This window comes from Pelosinus fermentans JBW45 (assembly GCF_000271665.2).
GTDB classification, from domain to species: domain Bacteria; phylum Bacillota; class Negativicutes; order DSM-13327; family DSM-13327; genus Pelosinus; species Pelosinus baikalensis.
In genome coordinates, this window is record NZ_CP010978.1 from 3,095,571 (window position 1) to 3,119,499 (window position 23,929).

The window sequence follows — 23,929 nt, forward strand, 5'->3', positions numbered from 1 at the left end:
ATGCTAAATAAGCTGCTTTTATCAGTACTCTAATAAATAGCATTTTTTTATCTAATAACGCTACGCAATGCTGCCTTTAATCACTATTGAGTTCTAATTCATCATGTTCTTGAAAACCAGTCCGTAAGCTAAATAACTTTTCAATATTATCTATTTTACTATAAATAATATCATTTTTTATCAGACCTTTATATGCAATATTATCTTTCCAAATTAACTCTTTCTTAGCATCCCATATAAAACCACTTTTACAGGCTGCAGCAACAGCCCAAACTGGCAGATAAGCGGAATTGCCAACCAAAATTCCTTTCTGCTCCAATCGAGTATGATTTATTCTTATATTCTGCTCCTTGGCAAATTCTATTTGTTTACCACTCTCTTCTCTTAGAATCGCTGACAAAAACTCTTCATTTACAAATCCCTTATATCCATATTCAGCTAATTTTGCATTCACATCAGCTAAAGTAATCGTATTATAGCCATAAACATCCGGATAAATCCCAATTGATGCTTTCCCACTCTTTCCAATATCAATTTTAATCCGCTCGTAGGTTATTGTTACTGGCGTACCATTCGTAACAATATCAAACAGCTCTTCCGCTTCCTCCTCTAACATTCGCACGCAGCCATTCGATACTGCCATGCCAATTGTCCAAGGAGCATTGGTTCCATGTATTCCATATAAAGGTAAAAACTCCATCCAACGATACCCCAAGGGATTATCAGGTCCTGACATTACAACATAATTACGTCCTGGGGGAATCCATATGGGATCACGTTCCTTACTGACAATATAAAAATTACCCATGGGAGTTGGTGTAGAGGGTTTACCAATCGCTACATAATATTCTTTGCTCATTGTATTACCATAATACAATTGCAAAGTGCGGCTAGGCAAATTAATAATAATCTGAGGTGAATTACTTTGCTGCGCCGCAGCACTAATAGGCAACAGGATAAAAATCAATAGAACAAATATGCTGATTACAATCCTTGAAAAACAAAACACAGACATCCCTTCTTTGTCAAAAATTAAAGAACACTAAACATATATGAAGGATGTTCTGTGCATATGACAGGATATATATTTTTCCTATATTTTAAAAATAACAAGGATTACGTTATTGTAAGTTTAAGATTTGTTGATGTACTACTGCTAGGCGATTGGTACAATCATCAACAATCGGCAAATAAATATGTACCTTGGTACCGCCTTTTTCACCTACACTAATATTAACAAAACCACCATGTTCTGTAATAATACGATTGGCAATAGGCAATCCCAGCCCAACTCGATCCAATTTAGTTGTATAAAAAGGTTCAAATATACGTGATAATATTTCCGGTGTTATTCCTGCCCCAGTATCATTTATTGCAAGCACCAACATACTAAGTTCTGCGTTCATCCACGATTTTATGCTTAATACCCCTTCCCCATCCATGGATTCTATAGCATTTTGCATAATATTCATTATCGCTTGCTTAATAAGATTTTTATCTGCAGTAATAATAGGAAGATTCTTAGCTAATTCCTTATTTATATTGATCTTTTCTCCACCTAACTCTTTAAAACTTAGCAATAATGCCTCCTCCAGCAAACGATTCAAATCAACACCCGGCTCTTTTTGCACTGGTGGTTTTGCAAAAAGAATTAATTCTTTTACTACATCATTGATATAAGACACTTCACCCAGTAAAGTTTCTAATACATCGCGGCGTACAGTATACTTATCATCATCAATACGCCCTAACATAACTTGCAGATACCCACTAATCGTAGTTAAGGGGGTTCGTACATGATGCGCCACACCAGCTGCTAATTCTCCCAATGATACTAGCATTTGTGTAGTCTGTATTTGCTTTATGGCAGCTCTGACAGCAGATACATCTTGTAATATAACGATCATACCATTGAAATCACCCAAAGAATCGACCAATCTCAATGCATCGATATGAAGATAAATAATTTGATCATTAATTTTCAAGCTAATATTAGCAGTCTTAATATCCTCATATTCTGAAACATCAAAGATTTTCAGGAACTGTTCACCATATTTTCGAAAAATAATCTCCGCCCGTTTTCCGATTACAGCAGAATGATCCACCCCTCCGATTCGTTCCGCCTCCCGATTCAAACTTTTTATGCGCATTTCTCGATCAAGATGTATAATCCCATTTGTCGTCGATTCAAAATATTCTTTATACTCATCTTCTTTTACTAAATGTACTAATCTATTTTGCGTAGTTGCCGCTAAGTACATATTTTGCCCTCTCCTTACCTTCCTATTTATTAAAGTGATACTTAATATTCTTGTAAATAATTGTAAGTCCTGCTAAATTAGACTAAGTTCTTTTCGTAAAATTGCGACATAATTCTAAGTAAACCAGCCTGCTTTGTCGAATATTCTTATGCAAAGCCCCAGTACCCTAGTGTTAACAAGCTTGCCCCCATTCGCCTTCCTACTTCATTTCGACACAATAACTTTTATTTGCTATGGACGTTTTAACATTGAATTATATTTTTTACCATATTATTACATTTTTAATGTATTTTACCATATTTTTACACATAGTTGTATGATGCTGTTTTATCAAAAAAAAAAAAAATAGGGATAGCAAAGACGCCATCCCTTATAGATATAAAATTGATTCAAAGATTATTCTACTTACTCCCCAAGGTATTTTTGATGAAAATATCCAGGATCAACTGTTTTAGGCACTACCGCATGAAACCGCAGCCATTCATTTCCTTGTTCTTGCTTCGCTAATAGATAACTTTTCACAGGAAAATCATTATCATCAACACTTAAGAAAAGACTTTGCTCAGCAGCAGAATTTAAATCGCCTTGAGGATTACGATCCGTATAAAAATACTGATCAACAAATTGTAAATTACCTTCATTATCATACCCTACATCAAAATAAATCGAATCACAGTCAATAATAAATTCATATTCACCTTCATCGCTAACTGTCTTGCTGTTCAATAAAACTTTTTTTACAGGTAAACGCCCCATTTTTGTTGCCATAATACCATCCTCCTCATCTCCATAGATGTACTCTCAGAAAACAGCCATGTAGTAACGGTCAACGGATGAGTTTAACGATAAGCGTAGGAATACAAGTTGAGGGGTCAATTATGCTCATTCTTTGCCTTCATAAAGGTTTTCCGAGAGACTACCCATATATGATACAATTGTTTCCAAAAAACAAATAATTATACAAACTACAGAAATTATTCTTGACAAGCTTATTCTTATCATGGTATTATATCAATTGTCTGGTGAGCAAAAGCCTAACACCAAACAATTTAGCACGTGCCGAAGTGGCGGAATTGGCAGACGCACCTGACTCAAAATCAGACGTGTACTCCACGTGCCGGTTCGAGTCCGGCCTTCGGCACCAGTATTTTATAAGACTTTGCATTTATGCTAAGTCTTTTTTTCATGGGAAAGTAAAACATTATTGGTTCTATTTATAACTTTTTTACCCAACTTTCCATTACCGCAACTTGACAATAACGGTCTGTTATGTTATTATGATATTCGTTGAGCTAAGCGTTCAATATAATTTATGCCGAAGTGGCGGAATTGGCAGACGCACCTGACTCAAAATCAGACGTGTACTCCACGTGCCGGTTCGAGTCCGGCCTTCGGCACCAGTATTTTACAGCCTCTAATTTTCGATAATTAGAGGCTTTTTTTTCATTTCTGCAGGATTTTTACACCATACTGTCTAATGAAGGATATTATGCATACACTTAAAATTGATAATCATCAACTAACATATACTATCATATATCAGAAAAATCGAAAGTCGGTTCAATTAAAATTAAACTCATCCAGTCATTTGACTATTACTGCCCCTACCCGCTTTCCCAAGGAAGGCATTGAAAAAATAGTACTTAAAAAAAGAAAGTGGATTGTAAAACAAATAACAAAATTGGCAGCTGCAGCAGCCAACCCCATTAATAAATCAGTTTGTGATAATGCCGCAATACTGTTTTTAGGACAGCCCCATATCCTTAAATTTATGAGCAAAGATACTCATAAACCTCCAGTTCACTTAGAAGAAAATCAAATTACGCTGAATATTCTTCCTTTAACTGCGAAGGATATAAATGCAACAGCAGAAAAAATCCTTAAGCAATGGTACATCCACTATGCTACTAATACCTTAGTAACAAGAACAACTTTTTGGGCATCGGTCATAAAAGTAAATCCAAAACGAATTACCATCAAAGAACAAAAAACCCGCTGGGGGAGTTGCTCTTCTAAAGGCAATATCAATTATAATTGGCGAATCATCATGGCACCGATGGAAGTAATTGATTATTTGGTAATTCATGAGCTTTGCCATTTGCGCATACCGAATCATTCTCAAGCTTTTTGGCAAGAAGTCGGAAACTATTCGCCTCATTTCAAACAATGCCGGGAATGGCTTCGCACGAATGGAGCACTAACCATGGCCATCTTCAGCTGTACGTAGCTCTTTTTTTTAATTTTAAGGAGGCTTCCCCTGGTACGATCAAGGCAAGCGGCGCTGCGAAAGACGTTTAACATTGTTAGTTACAACAATGTTAAACGTCTTTTTATCATACCAGCAAGAATGCCACCCATTATTCCAGTTATAAATTGTGGCCAACTCATAATAAAGAGTAGACCTGCGGCAATTTTTGCGGGAATCGCAATGAAAGTTAACAACCAACTAAACGCAACATACATAAAAATACTTTTGCCTGCAGCAGCAGCAAGAATTTTCATCCAGTACTTCTGATTTTTTCCTATTAAAAATATTCCTATAAATATAGCATTTCCCAATGCAACTGGTATGATAAAAATAGGAAGAGGCAACACTTGCTGAAAATATGCCACTATAGGCACTAAGGATACAAGCACAATAGCAGGTCCCGCTCCTACCATGTCAGCAGCAATCAAAAAACAACTATTCATCAGGCTGCCAATTAAAAAGGTAGACAGAAAAGGCGGTATAGGAATTAACAAGCGTATTGACTGAAATAGCAATGCAAGAGCCAACAATAACGCTGTACGAGTTAGAATCGCAATCTTTGGTCTCATCGTGATAAAGCCCCTCTTTACTTATGCCATTTATGACGATTCACTGGTCGATTATTAGAGCCACGAGAGCGACCAAATATCATCCATGCCAACAATGCTATAATAAGAATATTACCAACAAGACCGCTAATAATTCCCAAATCAATTAAAACAGAGACAGCTGTTAGTCCACCAAGAAATGACATGCTCGACTTTAAATCAATAAAAGGATATCGTCTTAAAATCAGATAAGCAATCCCAAGTATCGCCAAATCAATACATACCCAGATAAAAGGGTTAACAACTATATATTTGGCAACGCTGCCACCAATCATTACCATGAATATCCGCAACCATATTTGATTCATTTTTTCGCCCTCCTTTTAATGATACACCTTGCCATTACACTTTTTCTACTGCTATATACTTTTACTATAAATAACAAACAATACTCTTGTCAACTTTTTACCAAAAATAGAATGGCAAGAAGCAACTTTCACTTAACAACTCTTAAATGTACATGCCCTTTTCTGCTTAATGAGATAATGAGTCCAATACCAGCAAAACAGGCACCAATCATTAATGCAAGATGATATGCTGACAAAAATGCACTCATATATGCATCCTGATTTAGAATTAAAACCCCTGCCAGTTCCTGCTGTCTCTTACTTTCAAAGACAGATACGGCTACTGCGGTACCACTTACCATCCCAACATTGCGCATCAAGGCACTAATTCCGCTTGCTAAACCTACTTTTCTAACAGGCACGGAACTTAATACGCTATTATTATTCGGTGATTGAAACATCCCATTACCAATCCCCATAATCCCCTGGCCTATAGCAACATGCCAGATAGTAGAATATGCATCTAATGTAGCTAAATAGAATAAACCTAGCATCAAGATTCCTAAACCGCTGCTGGTTAATAGTACTGGGCTAACTCGTTCCGATAAATAACCACTAAGAGGAGCGGCAATTGCCATTAATAGGGGAAAAGGAGTAATTGCCAAGCCAATCTGAGTTGGTGTCAGCAGCAATACAGAGTGCAAATAAAATGGCATGAGCATATTATTAGAAAACATGGCCATAAAAGATAATAAACCTGATGCATTTCCTGCAAGAAAAGGCCAACGTTTAAATAAGGATAAATCAATCATCGGCTCTTTAATTCTGCCTTCAAACCAGATAAAAGTACTCAGCAATAACAGGCTTAAAATGCCAATACTGCCTGTTATGAAAGAATTCCAGCCCCATTCATGTCCTTCACTTAATACCACGAGTAAACCTGTCATTCCCAAAGCAAATAAGATAGCTCCTTTAAAATCAAAAGTTCCAGCTGCATATTTCTTTTCAAAAGGTAAAATATAGTATCCTAATAAGTATGCAAGGATTCCAATGGGCAAATTAATGTAAAAAATCCATTCCCAATTAAATAGTCCTACCAAAATCCCACCTAAACTCGGTCCAGTCATAGCAGCTAACGCCACTACAGTACCATTCATTCCTAGGACTCGTCCTCGCTCTTTGCCAGGGAATGTTACACTTATAATTGCAGGAGCATTGGACATTAACATGGATGCGCCAGTACCCTGCAGCACTCTTGAAACTACTAAATACCAAATCGTACTAGATAAGCTGCACAATAGTGAACCAATTGTGAAAATCGCAAATCCTAATAAATAAATCTTACGCCGACCATACATATCACCAATCTTACCAAACAAGGGCAGCAAACTTGAAATAACCAATAAATATGCCGTTACCACCCACTGCACATCTGTTAATTCTACGCCAAAACTAGCAGCAATTAACGGTAGAGCGACATTTACAATGCTAGAATCCAAAACTGCCATAAATGTCCCCATTACAGTAACAATAAAAATCAGCCAGCGATAATAGGGTAAATTCTTCAACTTATCTTGCATCGTTTAGCCTCCATAAAAATTGAACGCAAATTCTCATTAATACTATATACAAAAATAGCAAGGTCCATCCCCTGCTATTTTTTGTATATCACATTTGATTCATAGGAAACTGTTTAATTCCGTCCACATTCTTCATCAATTAGCTGCGTATATGCGGCTTGCAATTTACGCGTAATCGGACCGACCACTCCATCATTCACCAGTTTTCCATCAATAGAAATAACGGGCATAATTTCGGTACTAGTCCCTGACAAAAATGCTTCCGATGCGCCTTTTACAAAAGATACATCAAATGCTTTTTCCAAAATGGTCAAATCTAACTCTTTCGCTAGTCTTTCTAATAAAATCGTACGAGTTACACCTTTTAAAATTAAATTTGTCGCTGGATGCGTCCAAATCACTCCATCCTTCACTACAAAAAAGTTGCTGCTCGTCCCTTCTGTTACAGAGCCATCTCTTACCATTACCGCTTCATAACAGCCAGCTTCTTTCGCCTGCTGCTTACCTAGTACATTACTTAATAAGTTTAAGGATTTAATGTCACAGCGCAGCCAGCGTTCATCAGGTATCAATATGATTTTCACACCATTATCTCGCAATTCTTGCTTAACCGGTCCGCTAGGTCGAATAGACATAGTCAAGCATGGCACTACTTGCTCAGGAAAAGGATGGACTCGAGGTGCAGCACCTCGCGTGATCTGCAAGTAAATGGATCCTTCTGTAATACCACTTTCTTTTATCAAAGCCTCATGAAATTGAACTAACTCTTCAAAGGTATACGTTGCAGGAATACGAATGGCCCGCAAAGACTGGTACAGCCGATCTAAATGCGGTCTTAAAGCAAAGCATTTACCATTATATACTTTGGTAACTTCATATACTCCATCACCAAATTGATGTCCTCGATCTTCCATCGTAACGACATTCTCATTCATATCGACCAATCTACCGTTTATTAATCCTAGTTCTCTCATTACTAAATCCCCCTAAAAATTTTTATATGCTTAAAACTCCCTTATTCCCATTTGCTTCATAGCAGGCAAGCAGGAATATGATAGCTGCATTACGAATAAGATAATTTTACATAAATCTAAACAGAAAGGAAATTTACCATGTCTCAGAAAAAGATAATAGCAATTGAATATATTCGGGGTATATCCATGCTTGGAGTGATTGGCATCCATACTGGAGCCTACTCCTTAAGTAATCCCAAAGTAAACATCCATTTGTTTGCTTTATTGGAGATTCTCACACGCTTTAGCGTTCCGATCTTTTTCTTTGCTTCAGCCTTTGGCTTATTCTTCACACAAAACCTTACAGCTAAATTCAACTACATAGACTTTCTCGTCAGACGATTACGTACTGTTTTAGTCCCTTATCTCGTATGGTCCATTATATATATGATTCATTATACCTTCGTAAGTGGCGATAGTACCATATGGCACCCTCCCCTTCTCTATGAGTTTGCTTTCTTTGGACTGGCTTCCTATCAGCTTTACTTTCTGATTATTCTATTATGGTTTTATGCCCTCATGCCTCTATGGCGAATCCTCGTATCCTATATCATCCAGCATCCTGTCCGCAATCTGAGCGTCATCTTACTATTGCAGATACTCTTTAACTATTATTCCAGCTATATACTACATGCTGATTTCAGTAACCATTATATAAATAAATTAATCTATCATCGTCTGAGTTACTGGATTTTCCACTATCTATTTATCTTCTTATTAGGAGCTGTATGTGCTGTAAAATATGAGCACTTCAAAGAATTGATCAAAAATCATCAAACCGCTATCGCAAACTTTTTTTATCTAACTCTGGCAGGAATCTTATCTTACTATTATTATTTGCTATATAGGCTGCACTACACACCAGAAGCCGCTGTCAATACCGCCCATCAGCTTAGCCCTGTTGGAGTACTCTACACCTTATCCACCACATTATTTTTGTTCATGATATTCAGCAAGGAAAAGCTCCCCCTTGGAATCAAAAGTATCCTTTCCAGGTTTGGTGAACATTCCTATGTAGTTTACCTTGTCCATCCTTTGGTCATGTATTATCTCACCAATTATATCGCTGGACAAAACCTAATGATGACCGCTCTTGTTACCATTGCATTTTATCTAGCAGCAACCCTTCTCAGCCTGGCCTTTTCCCTTATTGTAAAACGAGCAAGTACATTTCTGCCAATTATCAGCATTTTACTAACAGGCAGCAAATTATCAAAACCAAAATCCGGTGTATAATTTATACCCGGATTTTTTTTTGCTCATTACATTTTAAATCGCAGTCTCTCACTATCTGTAAATAATATAGGCTCAGTAAGCACATTCGTATAAGGCAAATTCTTTTTTACTTTTCGTTTATCCTTTAACCAAAAAAGTAATAACATTTGACAATATTTTTTTATCGATTTATGATTTGCTGCCATAGCAGGGTTCTCTACCCAGCACTTAAAAATGTCTACAATGGTTTGTCCCGAAGAACCAACTAGCTCTTGTTTGGCAGCAAAAGAGATAATAATCAGGGATTCTTTAACCACTGCAAATAACATCTTATGCTTGTATTCATCAATGCACTGAACAAATCTCAGTTCAGACCATAATAACGACCTTCCCACTTCCAGCATAGGATGGAATACTGTGAAAGCTCCTAAAATCCCATGACGAGAAACAGTTAACTTTATTACTCTTCCCGCAACCTCTACTACCTTTACCCACTGGCAGTAATCCTGCCTCAAGATAGCGATGGAAAACAAAAATTTCAGGATATTTCCGGCTAACGAATTATTCGGATTTAGGCAAGCAGATGCTGCAAGATTGCCCCATTCTTCATATAATAATTCCAACTGGCTATCGAGTACCTTTGATTGAATTAAAGCATCTGTAAACTCCTCTATCATCGCAAATAATGCCATGTTATTGATTCCAACAATACGATGAAGCCAAGCTGTTAACATACTTACTAGCTCTTTCGCAACCTCTTCGTTAGGCTGGTTTGCAGTAAACCAAGCGGATAAGCGTGTACTCATTTCTCTAAATAAAGCAATATCACGGCGTCTCAAGCTTAAAACACCCATGGCCTTAAAAGACGTAAGTGCTGCAGTTATGATTTTTTCATCTTTAACTGCATCTCCCCTGTCCATAATTAAAAAAATGCATTCTGTTATTTTCGCAACTAAAAAATTTTGTCTTTGCTTTAACGCTATAACACCGATTAATGTTAATTGCTCTGCTGCGCCAGGAATACATTCAGGTGATAGCTGACGAATCAATGGTCTAAACGCATCCAAGATGAAGCTGACCATATCAGGTTGCTTCTCATTCAATGCTGCTACACTAATAGCCATTAACCGTACTGTCTCGTCCTGACGCATTATTCCATAGCCGAAAGCCAACTTAAGTAAATCAATCGCTTGATAAGCCATAGCAGTATCATTACTAGCGATACTTTTATGTAAAAGTACATACACTTGTTTTAATAATCGTTGCGCTACTTTCTTATCCCTACGGGAGCTGCGAATCAATGTATTCAAACGAAATGTCAATATTTTAAATTTCCAATTACATTTTCGATAGTAATAACGAATTAATAGTATCGTTAAAACACTGCTTATCGATGCCACCCAGAACAATAGCAACACCCTCCGCTCATCTTAGATTCTTTAAAGCACCATAAGGCTCCGCCCTAAGCGGAAGCCTTATGAGTTATAACAGTGACAAAATTTAAAAGAATCATACCGCTTTCTATCTAGCGTTAATTTCTCCCTGATAGATGAGCCCTCTTGCCCCATCAACAGTAACCAGCATTCCATCCTGCAAACGTTTCACTGCACCGTCTACCCCGATTATAGTGGGTATTCCAGCGCTAATACCAACGATAGCAGCATTAGAAGTCAATCCGCCTTCCTCGGCAATAATGGCAGCTGCCTGAGATGCATAAACAGCGGTTTCTTCATCGATGCCTGTTACGACTAAAATATCTCCCGGCCGAAACTTGCTTTTAACTTCTTTAATGGAGTGAGCAATGCAAATCTTTCCAGACACCGATCGCTGACCAATTCCAACTCCTCGCAATAAGATGCTTCCTACAACATGAACACGAATCATATTGGTTGTACCAGACATTCCTGCAGGTACACCCGCGGTGACAACAACTAAATCGCCTTCAATAACTAAACCTTGTTCCACGGATTTAGCGGTAGCATTCTGTACCATTTCATCTGAATTTTTTGTAGTTACGCCTAAAACAGGTTGAACACCCCAAAACAGCATCATACGACGTAGGGTCTTCTCATGGGGCGTAACTGCAATGATGTTGGCCTGAGGACGATATTTCGAAACCATGCGAGCTGTATGTCCATGTTCTGTCGCCGTAATAACTGCAGCAGCATTTAATTCATAAGCGATCTGTACCGTAGCATGGCTAATCGCGTCCGTAGTTGTATTTTGCAATGTCATACCTTTCGAGAGTAAAAGCGTGTTATATTTCAAAGACTCTTCTGTGCGCATGGCAATCCTCACCATTGTTTGCAGAGTCTCAACAGGATAGCATCCTGACGCGGTTTCACCACTGAGCATGATACAATCGGTTCCATCTAAAATAGCATTGGCAATATCACTGGCTTCTGCCCTTGTCGGGCGAGGATTAGTCATCATTGATTCTAACATTTGCGTCGCGGTAATAACAGGTTTCCCCGCCTTATTACATTTTTCAATTAAGATTTTTTGCACAATAGGAACTTCTTCTGCAGGAATTTCTACACCTAAATCTCCTCTAGCTACCATAATTCCATCAGCGACTTTTAGTATTTCATCAATATTTTTCACGCCTTCAGCATTTTCGATCTTAGCAATAATCTCCATTTGTCCATTCGCATCTTCTAATAATTTACGAATCTCTATTATATCCGCTGCACGCTGGACAAAGGACGCAGCAATAAAATCCATATCCTGGTTAACGCCAAATAAAATGTCTGCCTTATCCTCTTCTGACAAAAAAGGCAAATTAAGACTCACACCAGGCACCGCTACTCTTTTACGATCACTAATTTCGCCACTGTTTTGTACAGTGGTAATAATCTCATCTCCGATTACATCATCCACATGAAGACTGACTAATCCGTCTGATAATAAAATTGTATTACCAGCAGCTACTTCTTGTGGCAATGACTTGTAATTTACAGACGCCATCTTTACAGTTCCTAAGATCTCCTTTGATGTCAAAGTGAATGCTTGTCCTATTTTTAACTGAATTTTCCCGTTGACAAATTTACCAAGCCTTATTTCTGGTCCTTTGGTATCTAGCAATAAGGCAATGTTCTTATTCAATTGTTTACTGGCTGTACGCAACATTCCGATACGCTTTCCCTGCTCTTCATGAGATCCATGAGAGAAATTAAATCGACTAATATTCATGCCAGCTTCTAATAAACTTTCCAAAATACCTGGCTTATCAGTACTTGGCCCTAATGTACAGATAATTTTCGTCTTTTTTATCATGTTGTACACCCCTCGTTTTACCATTGCCATTATCTATGAATCATTACTTTATTGCATGTTGGCAAAGAATAGCATGAGCTTCATCTGCTTCTGATTCTAATACTAATATTTCATACAAGCCATCACCGACAACAGACGCAACTCCAGCTTGTCTAGTATTTGCCAAGATTCCTTCTGTACAGAGTAAATTCTTTAACTTGTCAGCTTGCGCTTTATTCTTTGCGATATATATTACAGTCCACATATTTCCTCCTGCTACTTCTTTCATTTTTTAACAATTGTCTATAAATCTATGAAGCATTCTTATTTCAAAATGAAATCTATACATTGCTTTCTCCATATTAGAGCGTATTCCTGCTAATTTTTCTTAGGCGTGACCAAAAATATAATTTCTTCATCTACTTTGGAGCTAACGTTTATTATTTAAGGAAGCTTTGTGATATCTTGTCTACCATATTATAATAATATGGACGATTGTATATCGTAAAGGAGATCGTAATGAACTTTTTTAAAAAACTACGCAACTACATGCTTTATATTGTTCTCCTATTGATTTTGGTTATAGAAATCCCCATTATTGTTGTTGGCTACCTCACCCAGCCAGTAAAGAGTGACACCATTATTGTCCTTGGTACTAAAATACTTGGTCAAGATCCGAGTCTCATGTTACGTTTACGTCTTGATGAAGCTATAAAGCTATATGAAGCTGGCTATGCCCCTACCATTATTGTCAGTGGGGCGCAAGGTCCAGATGAAAGTATCAGTGAAGCTGCCAGTATGAAAGCATATCTTCTTAATCACGGAATCCCAGCAGAACGCATCTTACTCGAAGATCAATCCTTTAATACCTATCAAAATTTAGCTAATTCCCATAAAATTATGCAGGTAAATAATTTAAGAACCGCTGTTATCGTCTCGAATGCCTCACACATACGCCGTTCTTTGCTATTAGCCCAAAACCTTGGAATACAGGCTACTGGCAGTCCTGCACCAATGGCTAGCAGCCCTTATCTCACAACAAAGCAATATGTACGAGAAGGAGCAGCTATCGCTATACTGTTTCTCACAGGAAAATAAGAAAACACTTGGTTTTACGACCAAGTGTTTTCTTATTTATGCAACTGTTACCTGCCCTTTGCCAATGATAGTTTCTAATGCTTCTATCGCCTCGGGAGTGGGCCTAATCCAAAATTGCTGTTCTGTTTTTATCACGCGTCGACTATCAATCAGATGCAAAAAGACAACGCTAGAGCCAGGAAATTTGCTGAAGGTTTGTTTTAATTTTTCAAAAATATCTCCACTCTCTTGCACTTTACTAATTTTAAGCCGCACTTCCAGATTTTGCGGATCACCAAGTAATTGAATATCATCTGCAATTACTTTCGCCTTGTCCTCACTCATGCTCAATCTGCCAGATACCCGAACAGGCGTATCTGGTAATAAAATTTTATTAAATTTATCAAAGGTTTTCGGGAAAATCACGACTTCTATCTGCTCTGTAAAATCCTCCAGAGCAATAAAACACATCATTCCACCATTCCTTGTAGTAATGCGCTTTGCACTAATAATGAGTCCCGCTACTTTAATATTCTTGCCATCACCATATTCACCAGTAACCAACTCAATTAGCGGAGTGAAGCTGTTCATCTTCTCTCTATACGCATCTAAGGGATGTCCCGTTACATAAAAGCCAGTGATTTCTTTTTCCAAGACCAGCATCTGTTCTTTTGGGATCTCAGGAATATCCGGCAGACTAATCTCATCTGCATCATTTAAAGTTTCTTCACAAAACAAGCCGATCTGCCCACTGACCTTATCCCGCTGACGCACTGCAGCCATGTCGATTGCTCGTTCTAGTACTGCTAACAACTGTGAACGCTTTGCTCCCAATGAATCAAATGCACCACATTTAATTAAACTTTCAATTACCCGTTTATTAATTAAGCGCATATCCACTTTAGTACATAAATCTACCAGCGACTCAAATTTCCCATTGGCATCACGAGTAATCACCATATTTTGGATGGCATTCTCGCCAACGTTTTTTACTGCGGCCAAACCGAAACGTATGCCATTCCCATCTACACTAAAACTACTTTGACTGGCATTGATATCAGGCGGCAGTACATCAATACCCATTTGACGGCAAGTCTCAATATAAGAGCCAATTTTCTCATTGGTTCCCATGACGCTTGACAATAAAGCTGCCATAAATTCTTGAGGATAATTCGCCTTTAAATAAGCAGTTTGATAGGCAACCAAAGCATAAGCCGCACTATGGGACTTATTAAAACCATAATCGGCAAAATGTGCCATCAAATCAAAAATTTCCCCTGCCATCTTTCGTTCAATGCCCCGCTCACTAGCCCCCTGCAAGAAATTCTCCCGTTGGGCATCTAGTACATCGTGTTTCTTTTTCCCCATGGCTCGTCTTAGCAAATCCGCTTGTCCCAAGGAAAAACCAGCCATCACCGAGGCAATCTGCATAACTTGTTCCTGATACAAAATAACGCCGAAGGTATCACATAAAATGGGTTCTAATAAGGGATGTACATACGTAACTGTTTTTTTACCATGCCGACCATTGATAAAGTCTTCTACCATGCCACTTCCTAAAGGACCTGGTCGATATAGCGCCACTAAGGGTATTAAATCGGCAAAACATTCAGGTCTTAGATCCTTCACTAAAGTAGTGATACCACTTGACTCTAACTGAAAGACACCTGCTGTATCACCATTGGTCAGCATAGCACTTACTTTAGGATCATCTAAGGGGATATGATCAATATCAATCTTAATGCCCCGACTTTTCTGTACAAGCTTAATCGTATCACCAATAACGGTTAGTGTTCGAAGCCCTAACAAGTCCATCTTTAATAAGCCCAGTTCTTCTACTTTATCCTTATCATATTGCGTCGTTAAAAAACCTTCGGCAGAATTTTGCAGCGGCACATAATGGGTCAAAGGTTCTTTAGAAATCACTAGCCCTGCAGCATGGGTAGAAGCGTGCCGTGGCAATCCTTCAACTGCCATAGCTAAATCTAACAATTTTCCTACCGCTGGTTCATTTTCATAAGCAGCACGAAAATCCGAACTGATTTCCAAAGCCCGCCGCAGAGTAATCCCCAATTCATTCGGTACCATTTTAGCGATTCGATCGACTTCACCATATGGCATATTTAAAGCTCGCCCTACATCTCGAATAGCTCCTTTAGCAGCCATCGTTCCAAAGGTAATAATCTGGGCTACCCGATCCGCACCATAACGATCCGATACATACTCAATGATCTTGCCGCGATTCACATAACAAAAATCAATATCAATATCGGGCATAGTAACCCGCTCAGGATTCAAAAATCGTTCAAACAACAAGCCGTAAGCAATCGGATCAATATTAGTAATCCCCAATAAGTATGCAACAATACTACCCGCAGCCGATCCACGGCCTGGTCCTACGGGGATTTCTTGTTGTCTGGCATAATTAATAAAATCCCAAACAATTAAAAAGTACCCCGAATAATCCATCTTCATAATAACGCCTAGCTCAAAGACCAAACGATCATTAATCTCTGGGGTGACTTCACTGTAGCGCTCTTTCAAATGATCCCGGCACAGCTTTTCAAGATAGTCATTTGCTGTAAGACCTCCTGGTACAGGAAATTCAGGCAAATATAAATTGCCAAAATCTAAGGTCACATTACAACGCTCTGCAATGCGGCAAGTATTGGCAAGGGCTTCTGGATACGCCCCAAATAACTGTGCCATTTCATCAAAATCTTTCAAATAAAATTCATCACTGAAGAATTTCATTCTAGCAGTATCATCTACGGTTTTCCCCATTTGAATGCATAACAACACATCATGACATTCTGCATCTTGCTTGTTAATATAATGCAAGTCATTGGTCGCGACTAAACCAACGTCAAATTTACGAGACATTTCGATCAAAAGCTTATTTACCTTTTTTTGTTCTGGTATCCCATGATCTTGGATTTCAAGAAAAAAATTATCTTTTCCAAATATGTCAATATATTCTTGAATTAACGCCTCAGCAACAGTGATATTATCTTTTAATAGCCAGGAAGGGATTTCCCCTGCAATGCAGGCACTTAGGCAAATGAGTCCCTTACTATATTGGCTAAGCAATTCTTTATCAACTCTCGGTTTATAATAAAAACCTTCGGTATTTCCTCTCGATACCAACTCAATCAAATTACGATATCCTTCATCGGTTTCAGCCAATAATACCAAATGATAATAGGCTTCCCCTTCCACCATATTTCTTTCCCGCCGGGAACGAGGAGCCACATAGACCTCACAGCCAATGATGGGTTTAATACCTTGCTTTTTTGCTTGCTTATAAAAATCAACGATACCATACATTGTGCCGTGATCGGTAATCGCGATTGCTGGCATATTGAGTTCCTTTGCTCGTTTTACCAAACTTCCAATACGGCTGGCGCCATCAAGTAAGCTATATTCTGTATGTACATGCAAATGTACAAATGACCTAGCATTAGAATGCTGCGGTTGTTTTTCCATCTATTTCACATCCTTTTAGATGACACAATTCTTATTCCTATAGAAAAGTTCTTTTTTATTATACTTTATAGTAAGAAATAACGGAACTACTATGTAATTCATTCTTTCTGACTGGCCAATACCAGATGTCTTTGTGGGTAAGACCAGTATATTTTTTGTTATGTTTCGCAGGTATTTTTATAAATAAGTTGAATATATAGAGGTTATAAATGTTTAAAGAGGTGTTGTGAATTGTATACTATAGGCATTCTGCAATTGACGCAAAATTTAGATGATGCCGTCCATGGTTTTAAAGCAGAACTTACAGAACGCGGTATTCATGCCGAGTTTCATTATTTAAATGCCGATGGCAATATAGATCAGCTTGCTAAATTAGCGAATCAATTAGCCGAAAAAGAAGTGGATCTCATCTTTGCTTGCTCGACACCAGCGGCTGCGGCTGCTGTAAAACTTACACAAGATATTCCAGTAGTGTTTACACCTGTATTTGATCCTATCGGTGCTAACTTGGTACTTAGCATGGCAGAGCCTGGCGGTAAAGCAACTGGAGTTGCAGGCATGGTCAAAGCAGAAGATAAATTAAACTTTATAAACCGTCTCTTACCTGCCATCCAAAAAATCGGTATGCTTTATCATACTGAGGACTCTAATGCGATTGTAGAAGTAGCAAACTTTCGTAAATTAAACAATCCTAAGGTGCAATTTATAGAAATTCCTATAAAAGAGGCGGAGGATTTATCCAATTTACCGGATATATTACCTAATGATTTAGATGCTTTATTTTTGCCAATTGGAAAAGTCATTGAAGATAATTTCGCCACTATCGTTTACTATACAGATACCCTTGAAATTCCCATCATTGCTTCTCATGCACCCAATATACCTGACGGTGCCTTGGCTGGTTTAGTCGCTAACCACTATCAGTTAGGTAAAGAATGTGCCGTGAAAGCGAAGCAAATTCTAAAGGGTGCTAGCCCTAGCCAAATCCCTGTCGATACTGTAAAATCACCAGAAATTTGGCTGAATCAGTTTACGGCGGAAAATTTAGGGATATCTTTTTCCGAAGATTTAAAAGAAGAAGCCACAGAAGTTTTTGAATAAAACTAATTATCTAATTAAATTGCTGGAGATGAAAAAATGTTATTAACACGAGATTCTGTAGAATTACTCGCTCCCGTTGGCACATGGGATGTATTAGAAGCCGCGATTGAAGCCGGAGCAAATGCGGTTTATTTAGGCGGTAAACGCTTTAATATGCGTATGTTTAAAACAACTGCCAATTTTGATGATGCTACCCTTGGCAAAGCGATTGAATATGCCCACCGTCACAATGTCGCCTTACATGTCACTGTCAACAACCTAATTAGTGACCGTGAGCTTGATAATATGCGCTCCTACCTTAAACTCCTTGATGAATTAAAGCCAGATGCACTCATTGTACAAGATTTATCCATTTTACAATTGGCTCGTGAAATGAATCTGAACGTTCCCTTACATGCTTCAATTATGATGAATACTCATAACGAACATGCTGTACGTGCATTACAAGGCTATGGAATCAGCCGCGTAGTCGTAAACCGCGAAATGTCCTTATCCCAGCTTAGCTTACTAAAAGAACGTACTGGTATTGAAGTAGAGTATTTTATTCATGGTGATATGTGCATTTCCCATAGTGGTCAATGTGTACAATCAGGAGTTGTTTTTGGACAAAGTTCCAATCGGGGCCGCTGTCTAAAACCGTGCCGTTGGCCGTACCAATTAGTAGATGCAGCAACAGGTATTCCCATCGACGATCAGGCCCCTGGTCCTTACAAATTAGCCATGAAAGATATGTGCTTGTATATGAAACTGCCTGAACTGATCCAAGCAGGTGTATCCTCTTTCAAAATTGAAGGGCGCATGCGTACTGCGGATTTTGTGAGTGGCATTGTTAAAACATACCGTAAAGCCATTGATTGTTATATTGCAGATCCAATGGGATACACACCTGATTTACAAGATTGGGAAAACTTACAGAACACTCGCTCCCGAGACTTTTCCACGTGCTATGCCTTAGGCAATCCTGGAGCAACAGCTATTGGTTATAGTGGTAAACGTGAACCACGTTTCTTCAGTCAGGCCGTACGAGAAGCGGATATGGCAACCCTTGCCAAACGATCACTTCCAAATCCAACAAACAAGCCCTTTGATCCTGCATTAAGTGTTCACGTTGCTGATCTAGCTTCCCTGATTGCCGCTTGCCAAAATGGTGCTAATACGATCTATATCGGTGGCGAAGTCGCAAAACCTGGTATTCCATGGACGCTCCAGACAATGGTACAAGCAGTAGAAGAAGCTGATAAATATGATGCAAAAGTTATTATTACGACACCTCGCATTACGATGGAACGAGAATGTGGTGAATTAGAACAATTTTTCAGTTCCCTTGCAAAAATAAATCCCTATGGCTTAATGGTCGGAAATTTAGGTGCCTTGACTTTGGCTCAGCAACATTCTACTCTTCCACTACAAGCTGAATTCTCTTTTAATGTCTTCAACCATGTGACAGCACAGTTGCTAAAAAATAACAATGTGAAAAAAGCCACGATTTCTCTCGAAGCTACTTATGAACAAATCATGCAATTGGTTGAGAATAGTCCCCTTCCTTTAGAATTCATTGTTCATGGTTCATTGCCAGCAATGATTACCGATCATTCCATACCAGAAGCTGTACTTACTAACCAGTATCAAAGCGACTATGATCCGACACTGGATACAACTCGATACGCTTTGCTGGATACAGCAGGCCAGCAGCATCCTATTATGGTAGATCAATATGGACGCAGCAACCTTCTCTTTGCTAAAGACTTGTGTTTATTACCCCATTTGCACTCCTTAAGGACTGTACAGAATTATCGCATTGAAGGTCAATATTATACTCCGGAACTTGTTGGACTGGTTACAAAAATTTATCGTGAAGAACTTGATAAAATCGCCGCCGAGCAATCAACCTATCACTTCGATAGAAGCCAGCTAGAAAAAATTGCAGCAGCAAGTCCCAGAGAATTAGGTATCGGCACTTTCCGTTACCGCTTATCCAAGTAATTTAAAAATTCCTCGTCCTATAAAAAATCGAAAGGTGAGATTGTTTTGAATCACTATATTGGCCCTGAAGAAATTTTACGTAAAAAGCGGGAATATTTGATTCCCTGCGCATATCACTTTTATAATCAACCTATGCAATTAGTCCGGGGTGAAATGCAATATTTATATGACTCCACCGGTAAAGAATATCTGGACTGTTTCGCTGGTGTATCCGTTGTTAACTGCGGTCACTGCAATCCCGAAATTACCAAAGCAATCTGTGATCAAGTAAACACATTGCAGCATACTTGTACGATTTACTTAACAGAAAACATTGTAAATCTAGCGGAACAATTAGCCCAGCTCACACCTGGAAGGTTACAGAAAACATTTTTTTGTTCTAGCGGCAGTGAAGCCAATGAAGGCGCTGCTTTGTTAGCGTCTTTATACACAGGGAGTTCTGAATTCATCAGTTTACGGCAAGGGCTGCATGGGCGTACTAAATTAGGAATGAGCCTCACTGGTCTTAGTATGTGGCGCACTGACAATACTCCTGTTGGCGGCATTAACTTCGCCCCTAATGCTTACTGCTACCGCTGTCCCTTAGATAAAAAATATCCTGAATGCGATCTAGCCTGTGCAAATGAGATTGAAACGATAATAAAAACAGCCACTTCCGGAAAAGTGGCTGCCATGTTTGTCGAACCGATTCAAGGCAATGGTGGTATGATTACTCCACCATTAGATTATTTTAAACGCGTCAAATCAATTCTGGATGCCTATGGTATTTTATTAATCGTTGATGAAGTCCAAACTGGTTTTGGCCGTACAGGTACATTATTTGCCATGGAACATTATGACGTAGAAGCGGATATCATGACAATGGCAAAGGCACTTGCCAATGGCACACCTGTTGGAGCCTTCACTGCCAGAGCCGAAATTGCAGATGTCTATACTCGTCCTGGAGCATCTACTTTAGGTGGAAATCCTGTAACAGCTGCTGCAAGTCTAGCGACGCTGCATTATCTTACCAAGCATGATCTCCCTGGCAAAGCCGCTGTACTAGGCAAGATACTAAAGGACGGTCTTACTGTCCTACAGCAAAAACATCCTATTATCGGAGACATACGCGGTTTGGGACTTATGATTGGCGTGGAATTAGTATATAGCGATAAAACACCTGCAATTAAAGAAACTGATTTAATTTTGGAAGAAATGAAAGATCGTGGTATTTTAGTCGGTAAGAATGGCCCTAACCGTAATGTCCTGGCATTTCAGCCACCGCTGGTAATTACCGATGAAGATCTTCATCGGTTGCTAAATAACTTAGATGATGTACTATCTTCTATAAAGATATAACTATAATCCACGCATTAAGCGTTCCGGGCGTATCCGTTTATGGGTATGCTCTTCTTTTTTTAGCATAACTTGTAATTGTGACGGGCGTCGTTTAACTGCTTTTATTGTTCTTGCATGAGCAATAAACGCTACGATTGCTATCATTGCCCACAAGCCGACAAAGACCCGCCCCGCTGCTGATGCCATCAGTTCAGGTATAAAGAGGGAAAATAGCGTCAACATTGTCATTAACGCTAAAATGCTTATTAAAGATCCAAATTTACCTATCTTTTCTTTAAACAAAGTTCTCATAACAGTCACTCCTTACTTAGTTCAATTTGCCTGTAAATAAGTGTGCTAGTTTAATTTATTCTAACTTACCATTAACTATTACCAAAATCTCAGATTTTATGTACAAAATATATAACCAAATTCAATCCTGCCACAATGTAGCTAGTGAAAAAGATTAATTTTTTAATTATTTTGAACGAACATCAACCTTTGTATCGTAAAAGGTACTCGCTGCTCCACGATCTGTAAGCCGCTGGGATGTTAATGCATTCACTGAACTTTGTCCAGGGGTATTTTTGATCCAGAAGATCCCTTCTGTCACAACAACTTCACCCGGAACTTCAGAGGCTATTTTTAGAATAAATACAACTTCGCCTCGTTCATTAAAAGCAATAACCTCCTGCCCATTTTTAAATCCCTTCTTTTTAGCATCATCGGGATTCATCATTAAATACATCGCTTTTCTTTTTTCCAAAAGATCAGACCGTTCATTAAAGGAGGAGTTAAGTGAATATAAACCTGGAGCATTCATGAGCCAAAAAGGTGCATTATCACCATGAGATGGATTATACGTAGGGAGGGGATCTATTTCCCGCGGATTAAAAATTTCAATTTTTCCCGATGGAGTTTTAAATGATATTTTGTAATCAGGCGGCAGCGGCAATTCTGCTGCCATCCCCTCCTGCACCTTATTTATATCAATTTGTGCCAGCCATGGTTTAGGGGCGTCTAGCAACTGCTGAATGATTTCATCAGTTGTTTGCTCAAAAAAAGGTTCCTCAAATCCCATAGCACTTGCTAATAACCTGAAAACATCCCAATTGGCTTTTGCTTCTCCTACTGGTGGAATCACCGGATAGGCTCGTTGAACACAATAATGCCCATAAGAGCGATAGATATCGGAGTGCTCTAAAGAACTGGTAGCTGGCAGCACCAGATCCGCATAACGAGCTGTATCGGTCATGAAACGTTCATGAACAATTGTAAACAGATCTTCCCGCAAAAGCCCTTTCACTACAGCATTCTGATCTGGTGCAACAATAGCAGGATTTGAATGATATACATACATACTCATAATAGGAGGATTTTCTATCTGCTGCAAAGCATGACCTAGTTGATTCATATTTACAATTCGGGTGGGTTCTTGCATAAAGTCCTCCCGGGTTATCGAATCCATAGCAAAAGCACTTCCTGTACCAATACTTGCTAATAGCCCGCCCCCCACTTTTGCCCAAGCTCCCACAAGAGCCGGGAGACATGTGATGGCACGGACTGTCATTGCGCCATTACCATATCGCGATAAGCCACTGCCCATAACTATAAAAGGAGCCCGTGCCTCTCCATATAGGATCGCAATCTCCTCAATACTAGCAGCATCAATTCCGGTAATTTTACTTACTACATCTAATGAATATTCAGGTAAAGATTCTTTTTCGAAGGCTTCAAATCCTTGTACATGCCTGGCAACAAACTCTTCATCTATTAACTTTTTGTCAACTAAGACACTCATCATACCCAAAGCCAAGGCACCATCACTGCCAGGTCGTACCATTATTACCTTATCAGCAAATTGAGCCGCTGATGATTGATAGGTCTCAATCAGCCAAACCACTGCTCCTGCCTTTTTAGCCTCCCGTATCTGATACAGCAAATGAATATTCGTCGCTAGAATATTCGTCCCCCAAAGAATAATTAAATCACTTGCTGACACTTCTTGAGGATGAGGCGCTAAACTCGAACCCATAACTGCCGACCAACCATATCCCTTAGCTGAAGAACAAATTGTCCGTTCTAAACGAGCTGCCCCTAAACGATGAAAAAAAGCCTCACCAATATTACGCTGCACCATGCCCATTGTTCCCGCATAGGAGTAAGGCAATATCGCCTGTGCGCCATACTCAGCAATAATCCCTTGCCAGCGTTCTTTAATATGAAAGATTGCCTCCTCCCAGGAAATCTCTTTAAATTCTCCTGCACCTTTTGGTCCAGTCCGTAATAAAGGTTTCGTTAACCGCTCTGGGGAATGCACTGTTTTCTCATAATGATTCATTTTAGAACATAAAGTTCCTCTCGTATGAGGATGTTCTGGATCTCCTGTAACTCTTACGGCTTTCCCCTCCACAGTTTCCACCATAAGTCCGCAGGTATCAGGACAATCATAGGGACAAACCGATCGCTTTACTTCGATTTTAGGATTCACCACGTAA

General features: G+C 38.9%; 19 protein-coding genes and 2 tRNA genes. 8 read left to right on the plus strand and 13 right to left on the minus strand.

The genetic code is table 11. From position 1 onward, the window contains the following. Positions 1-76 precede the first annotated feature (76 nt). From JBW_RS13685 to JBW_RS13695, 3 genes are all read right to left on the minus strand, one after another. The gene (locus tag JBW_RS13685; protein ID WP_007955497.1) at positions 77-1,009 is read right to left on the minus strand and encodes a L,D-transpeptidase; all 933 of its coding nucleotides are present in this window, start codon (positions 1,007-1,009) and stop codon (positions 77-79) included. Positions 1,010-1,121: 112 nt separating this feature from the next. Beyond that, positions 1,122-2,261 carry a two-component system sensor histidine kinase NtrB gene (locus JBW_RS13690; RefSeq protein WP_007955498.1) on the minus strand — a complete coding sequence of 380 codons (1,140 nt, stop codon included), beginning with the start codon at positions 2,259-2,261 and terminating at the stop codon, positions 1,122-1,124. Between the two features lie 405 nt (positions 2,262-2,666). Continuing rightward, on the minus strand, positions 2,667-3,029 hold the full coding sequence (locus JBW_RS13695; protein WP_007953902.1) for a hypothetical protein: 363 nt from the start codon (positions 3,027-3,029) through the stop codon (positions 2,667-2,669). Positions 3,030-3,319: 290 nt separating this feature from the next. On the opposite strand from JBW_RS13695, the gene JBW_RS13700 reads away from it, so the two are divergent. From JBW_RS13700 to JBW_RS13710, 3 genes are all read left to right on the plus strand, one after another. After that, a tRNA-Leu gene (locus JBW_RS13700) sits at positions 3,320-3,405 on the plus strand. A gap of 170 nt (positions 3,406-3,575) precedes the next feature. Next, positions 3,576-3,661: transfer RNA gene (locus tag JBW_RS13705), tRNA-Leu, on the plus strand. Positions 3,662-3,750: 89 nt separating this feature from the next. Beyond that, positions 3,751-4,488 (plus strand): M48 family metallopeptidase, encoded by a 738-nt coding sequence (locus JBW_RS13710; protein ID WP_007953901.1) that lies wholly within the window; start codon positions 3,751-3,753, stop codon positions 4,486-4,488. Positions 4,489-4,568: 80 nt separating this feature from the next. On the opposite strand, the gene JBW_RS13715 is transcribed toward JBW_RS13710, so the two are convergent. From JBW_RS13715 to dat, 4 genes are all read right to left on the minus strand, one after another. After that, positions 4,569-5,078, minus strand: coding sequence for a hypothetical protein (locus JBW_RS13715; protein ID WP_007953900.1), 510 nt, complete (start codon positions 5,076-5,078; stop codon positions 4,569-4,571). Between the two features lie 17 nt (positions 5,079-5,095). Further along, positions 5,096-5,425 carry a hypothetical protein gene (locus tag JBW_RS13720; RefSeq protein WP_007953899.1) on the minus strand — a complete coding sequence of 110 codons (330 nt, stop codon included), beginning with the start codon at positions 5,423-5,425 and terminating at the stop codon, positions 5,096-5,098. A 128-nt stretch (positions 5,426-5,553) separates the two neighbouring features. Then, positions 5,554-6,984, minus strand: a complete 1,431-nt coding sequence (locus tag JBW_RS13725) for an MFS transporter (RefSeq protein WP_007953898.1) — start codon at positions 6,982-6,984, stop codon at positions 5,554-5,556. A gap of 113 nt (positions 6,985-7,097) precedes the next feature. Beyond that, a complete protein-coding gene (gene dat, locus JBW_RS13730) occupies positions 7,098-7,958 on the minus strand; it encodes a D-amino-acid transaminase (RefSeq protein ID WP_007953896.1) in 861 nt (286 codons plus the stop codon). A 138-nt stretch (positions 7,959-8,096) separates the two neighbouring features. Between dat and JBW_RS13735 the strand changes: the two genes are divergently transcribed. Continuing rightward, on the plus strand, positions 8,097-9,233 hold the full coding sequence (locus JBW_RS13735) for an acyltransferase (RefSeq protein WP_007953895.1): 1,137 nt from the start codon (positions 8,097-8,099) through the stop codon (positions 9,231-9,233). A gap of 26 nt (positions 9,234-9,259) precedes the next feature. Here JBW_RS13735 and JBW_RS13740 read toward each other — a convergent pair whose 3' ends face one another. The 3 genes from JBW_RS13740 to JBW_RS13750 form a co-directional block, all read right to left on the minus strand. Continuing rightward, entirely contained in the window at positions 9,260-10,612 is a 1,353-nt protein-coding gene (locus tag JBW_RS13740) for a hypothetical protein (protein ID WP_235333782.1), read from the minus strand. Positions 10,613-10,733: 121 nt separating this feature from the next. Further along, positions 10,734-12,488 carry a pyruvate kinase gene (pyk, locus tag JBW_RS13745; protein WP_007953893.1) on the minus strand — a complete coding sequence of 585 codons (1,755 nt, stop codon included), beginning with the start codon at positions 12,486-12,488 and terminating at the stop codon, positions 10,734-10,736. A 43-nt stretch (positions 12,489-12,531) separates the two neighbouring features. Beyond that, a complete protein-coding gene (locus JBW_RS13750; protein WP_007953892.1) occupies positions 12,532-12,732 on the minus strand; it encodes a hypothetical protein in 201 nt (66 codons plus the stop codon). 254 nt (positions 12,733-12,986) lie between these two features. Between JBW_RS13750 and JBW_RS13755 the strand changes: the two genes are divergently transcribed. Then, complete coding sequence (locus JBW_RS13755; protein ID WP_007953891.1) at positions 12,987-13,565, plus strand: YdcF family protein; 579 nt, start codon at positions 12,987-12,989, stop codon at positions 13,563-13,565. Between the two features lie 36 nt (positions 13,566-13,601). Here JBW_RS13755 and JBW_RS13760 read toward each other — a convergent pair whose 3' ends face one another. Continuing rightward, positions 13,602-17,030, minus strand: coding sequence for a DNA polymerase III subunit alpha (locus tag JBW_RS13760; RefSeq protein WP_007953890.1), 3,429 nt, complete (start codon positions 17,028-17,030; stop codon positions 13,602-13,604). Positions 17,031-17,261: 231 nt separating this feature from the next. Here JBW_RS13760 and JBW_RS13765 point away from each other — a divergent pair, with 231 nt between their 5' ends. From JBW_RS13765 to JBW_RS13775, 3 genes are read left to right on the plus strand one after another with little or no spacing between them, the layout of a single operon-like run. Further along, positions 17,262-18,131: an ABC transporter substrate-binding protein gene (locus JBW_RS13765; RefSeq protein WP_007953889.1), complete on the plus strand. Its 870-nt coding sequence runs from the start codon at positions 17,262-17,264 to the stop codon at positions 18,129-18,131. A gap of 36 nt (positions 18,132-18,167) precedes the next feature. Then, on the plus strand, positions 18,168-20,114 hold the full coding sequence (locus JBW_RS13770; protein WP_007953888.1) for a peptidase U32 family protein: 1,947 nt from the start codon (positions 18,168-18,170) through the stop codon (positions 20,112-20,114). Positions 20,115-20,159: 45 nt separating this feature from the next. Further along, a complete protein-coding gene (locus JBW_RS13775) occupies positions 20,160-21,452 on the plus strand; it encodes an aspartate aminotransferase family protein (RefSeq protein WP_007953887.1) in 1,293 nt (430 codons plus the stop codon). Here the strand turns inward: JBW_RS13775 and JBW_RS13780 are convergent, their stop codons facing one another. Continuing rightward, positions 21,453-21,743 (minus strand): hypothetical protein, encoded by a 291-nt coding sequence (locus JBW_RS13780; protein WP_007953886.1) that lies wholly within the window; start codon positions 21,741-21,743, stop codon positions 21,453-21,455. A 166-nt stretch (positions 21,744-21,909) separates the two neighbouring features. Then, entirely contained in the window at positions 21,910-23,922 is a 2,013-nt protein-coding gene (locus tag JBW_RS13785; protein ID WP_036680367.1) for a molybdopterin-dependent oxidoreductase, read from the minus strand. Positions 23,923-23,929: the final 7 nt, after the last annotated feature.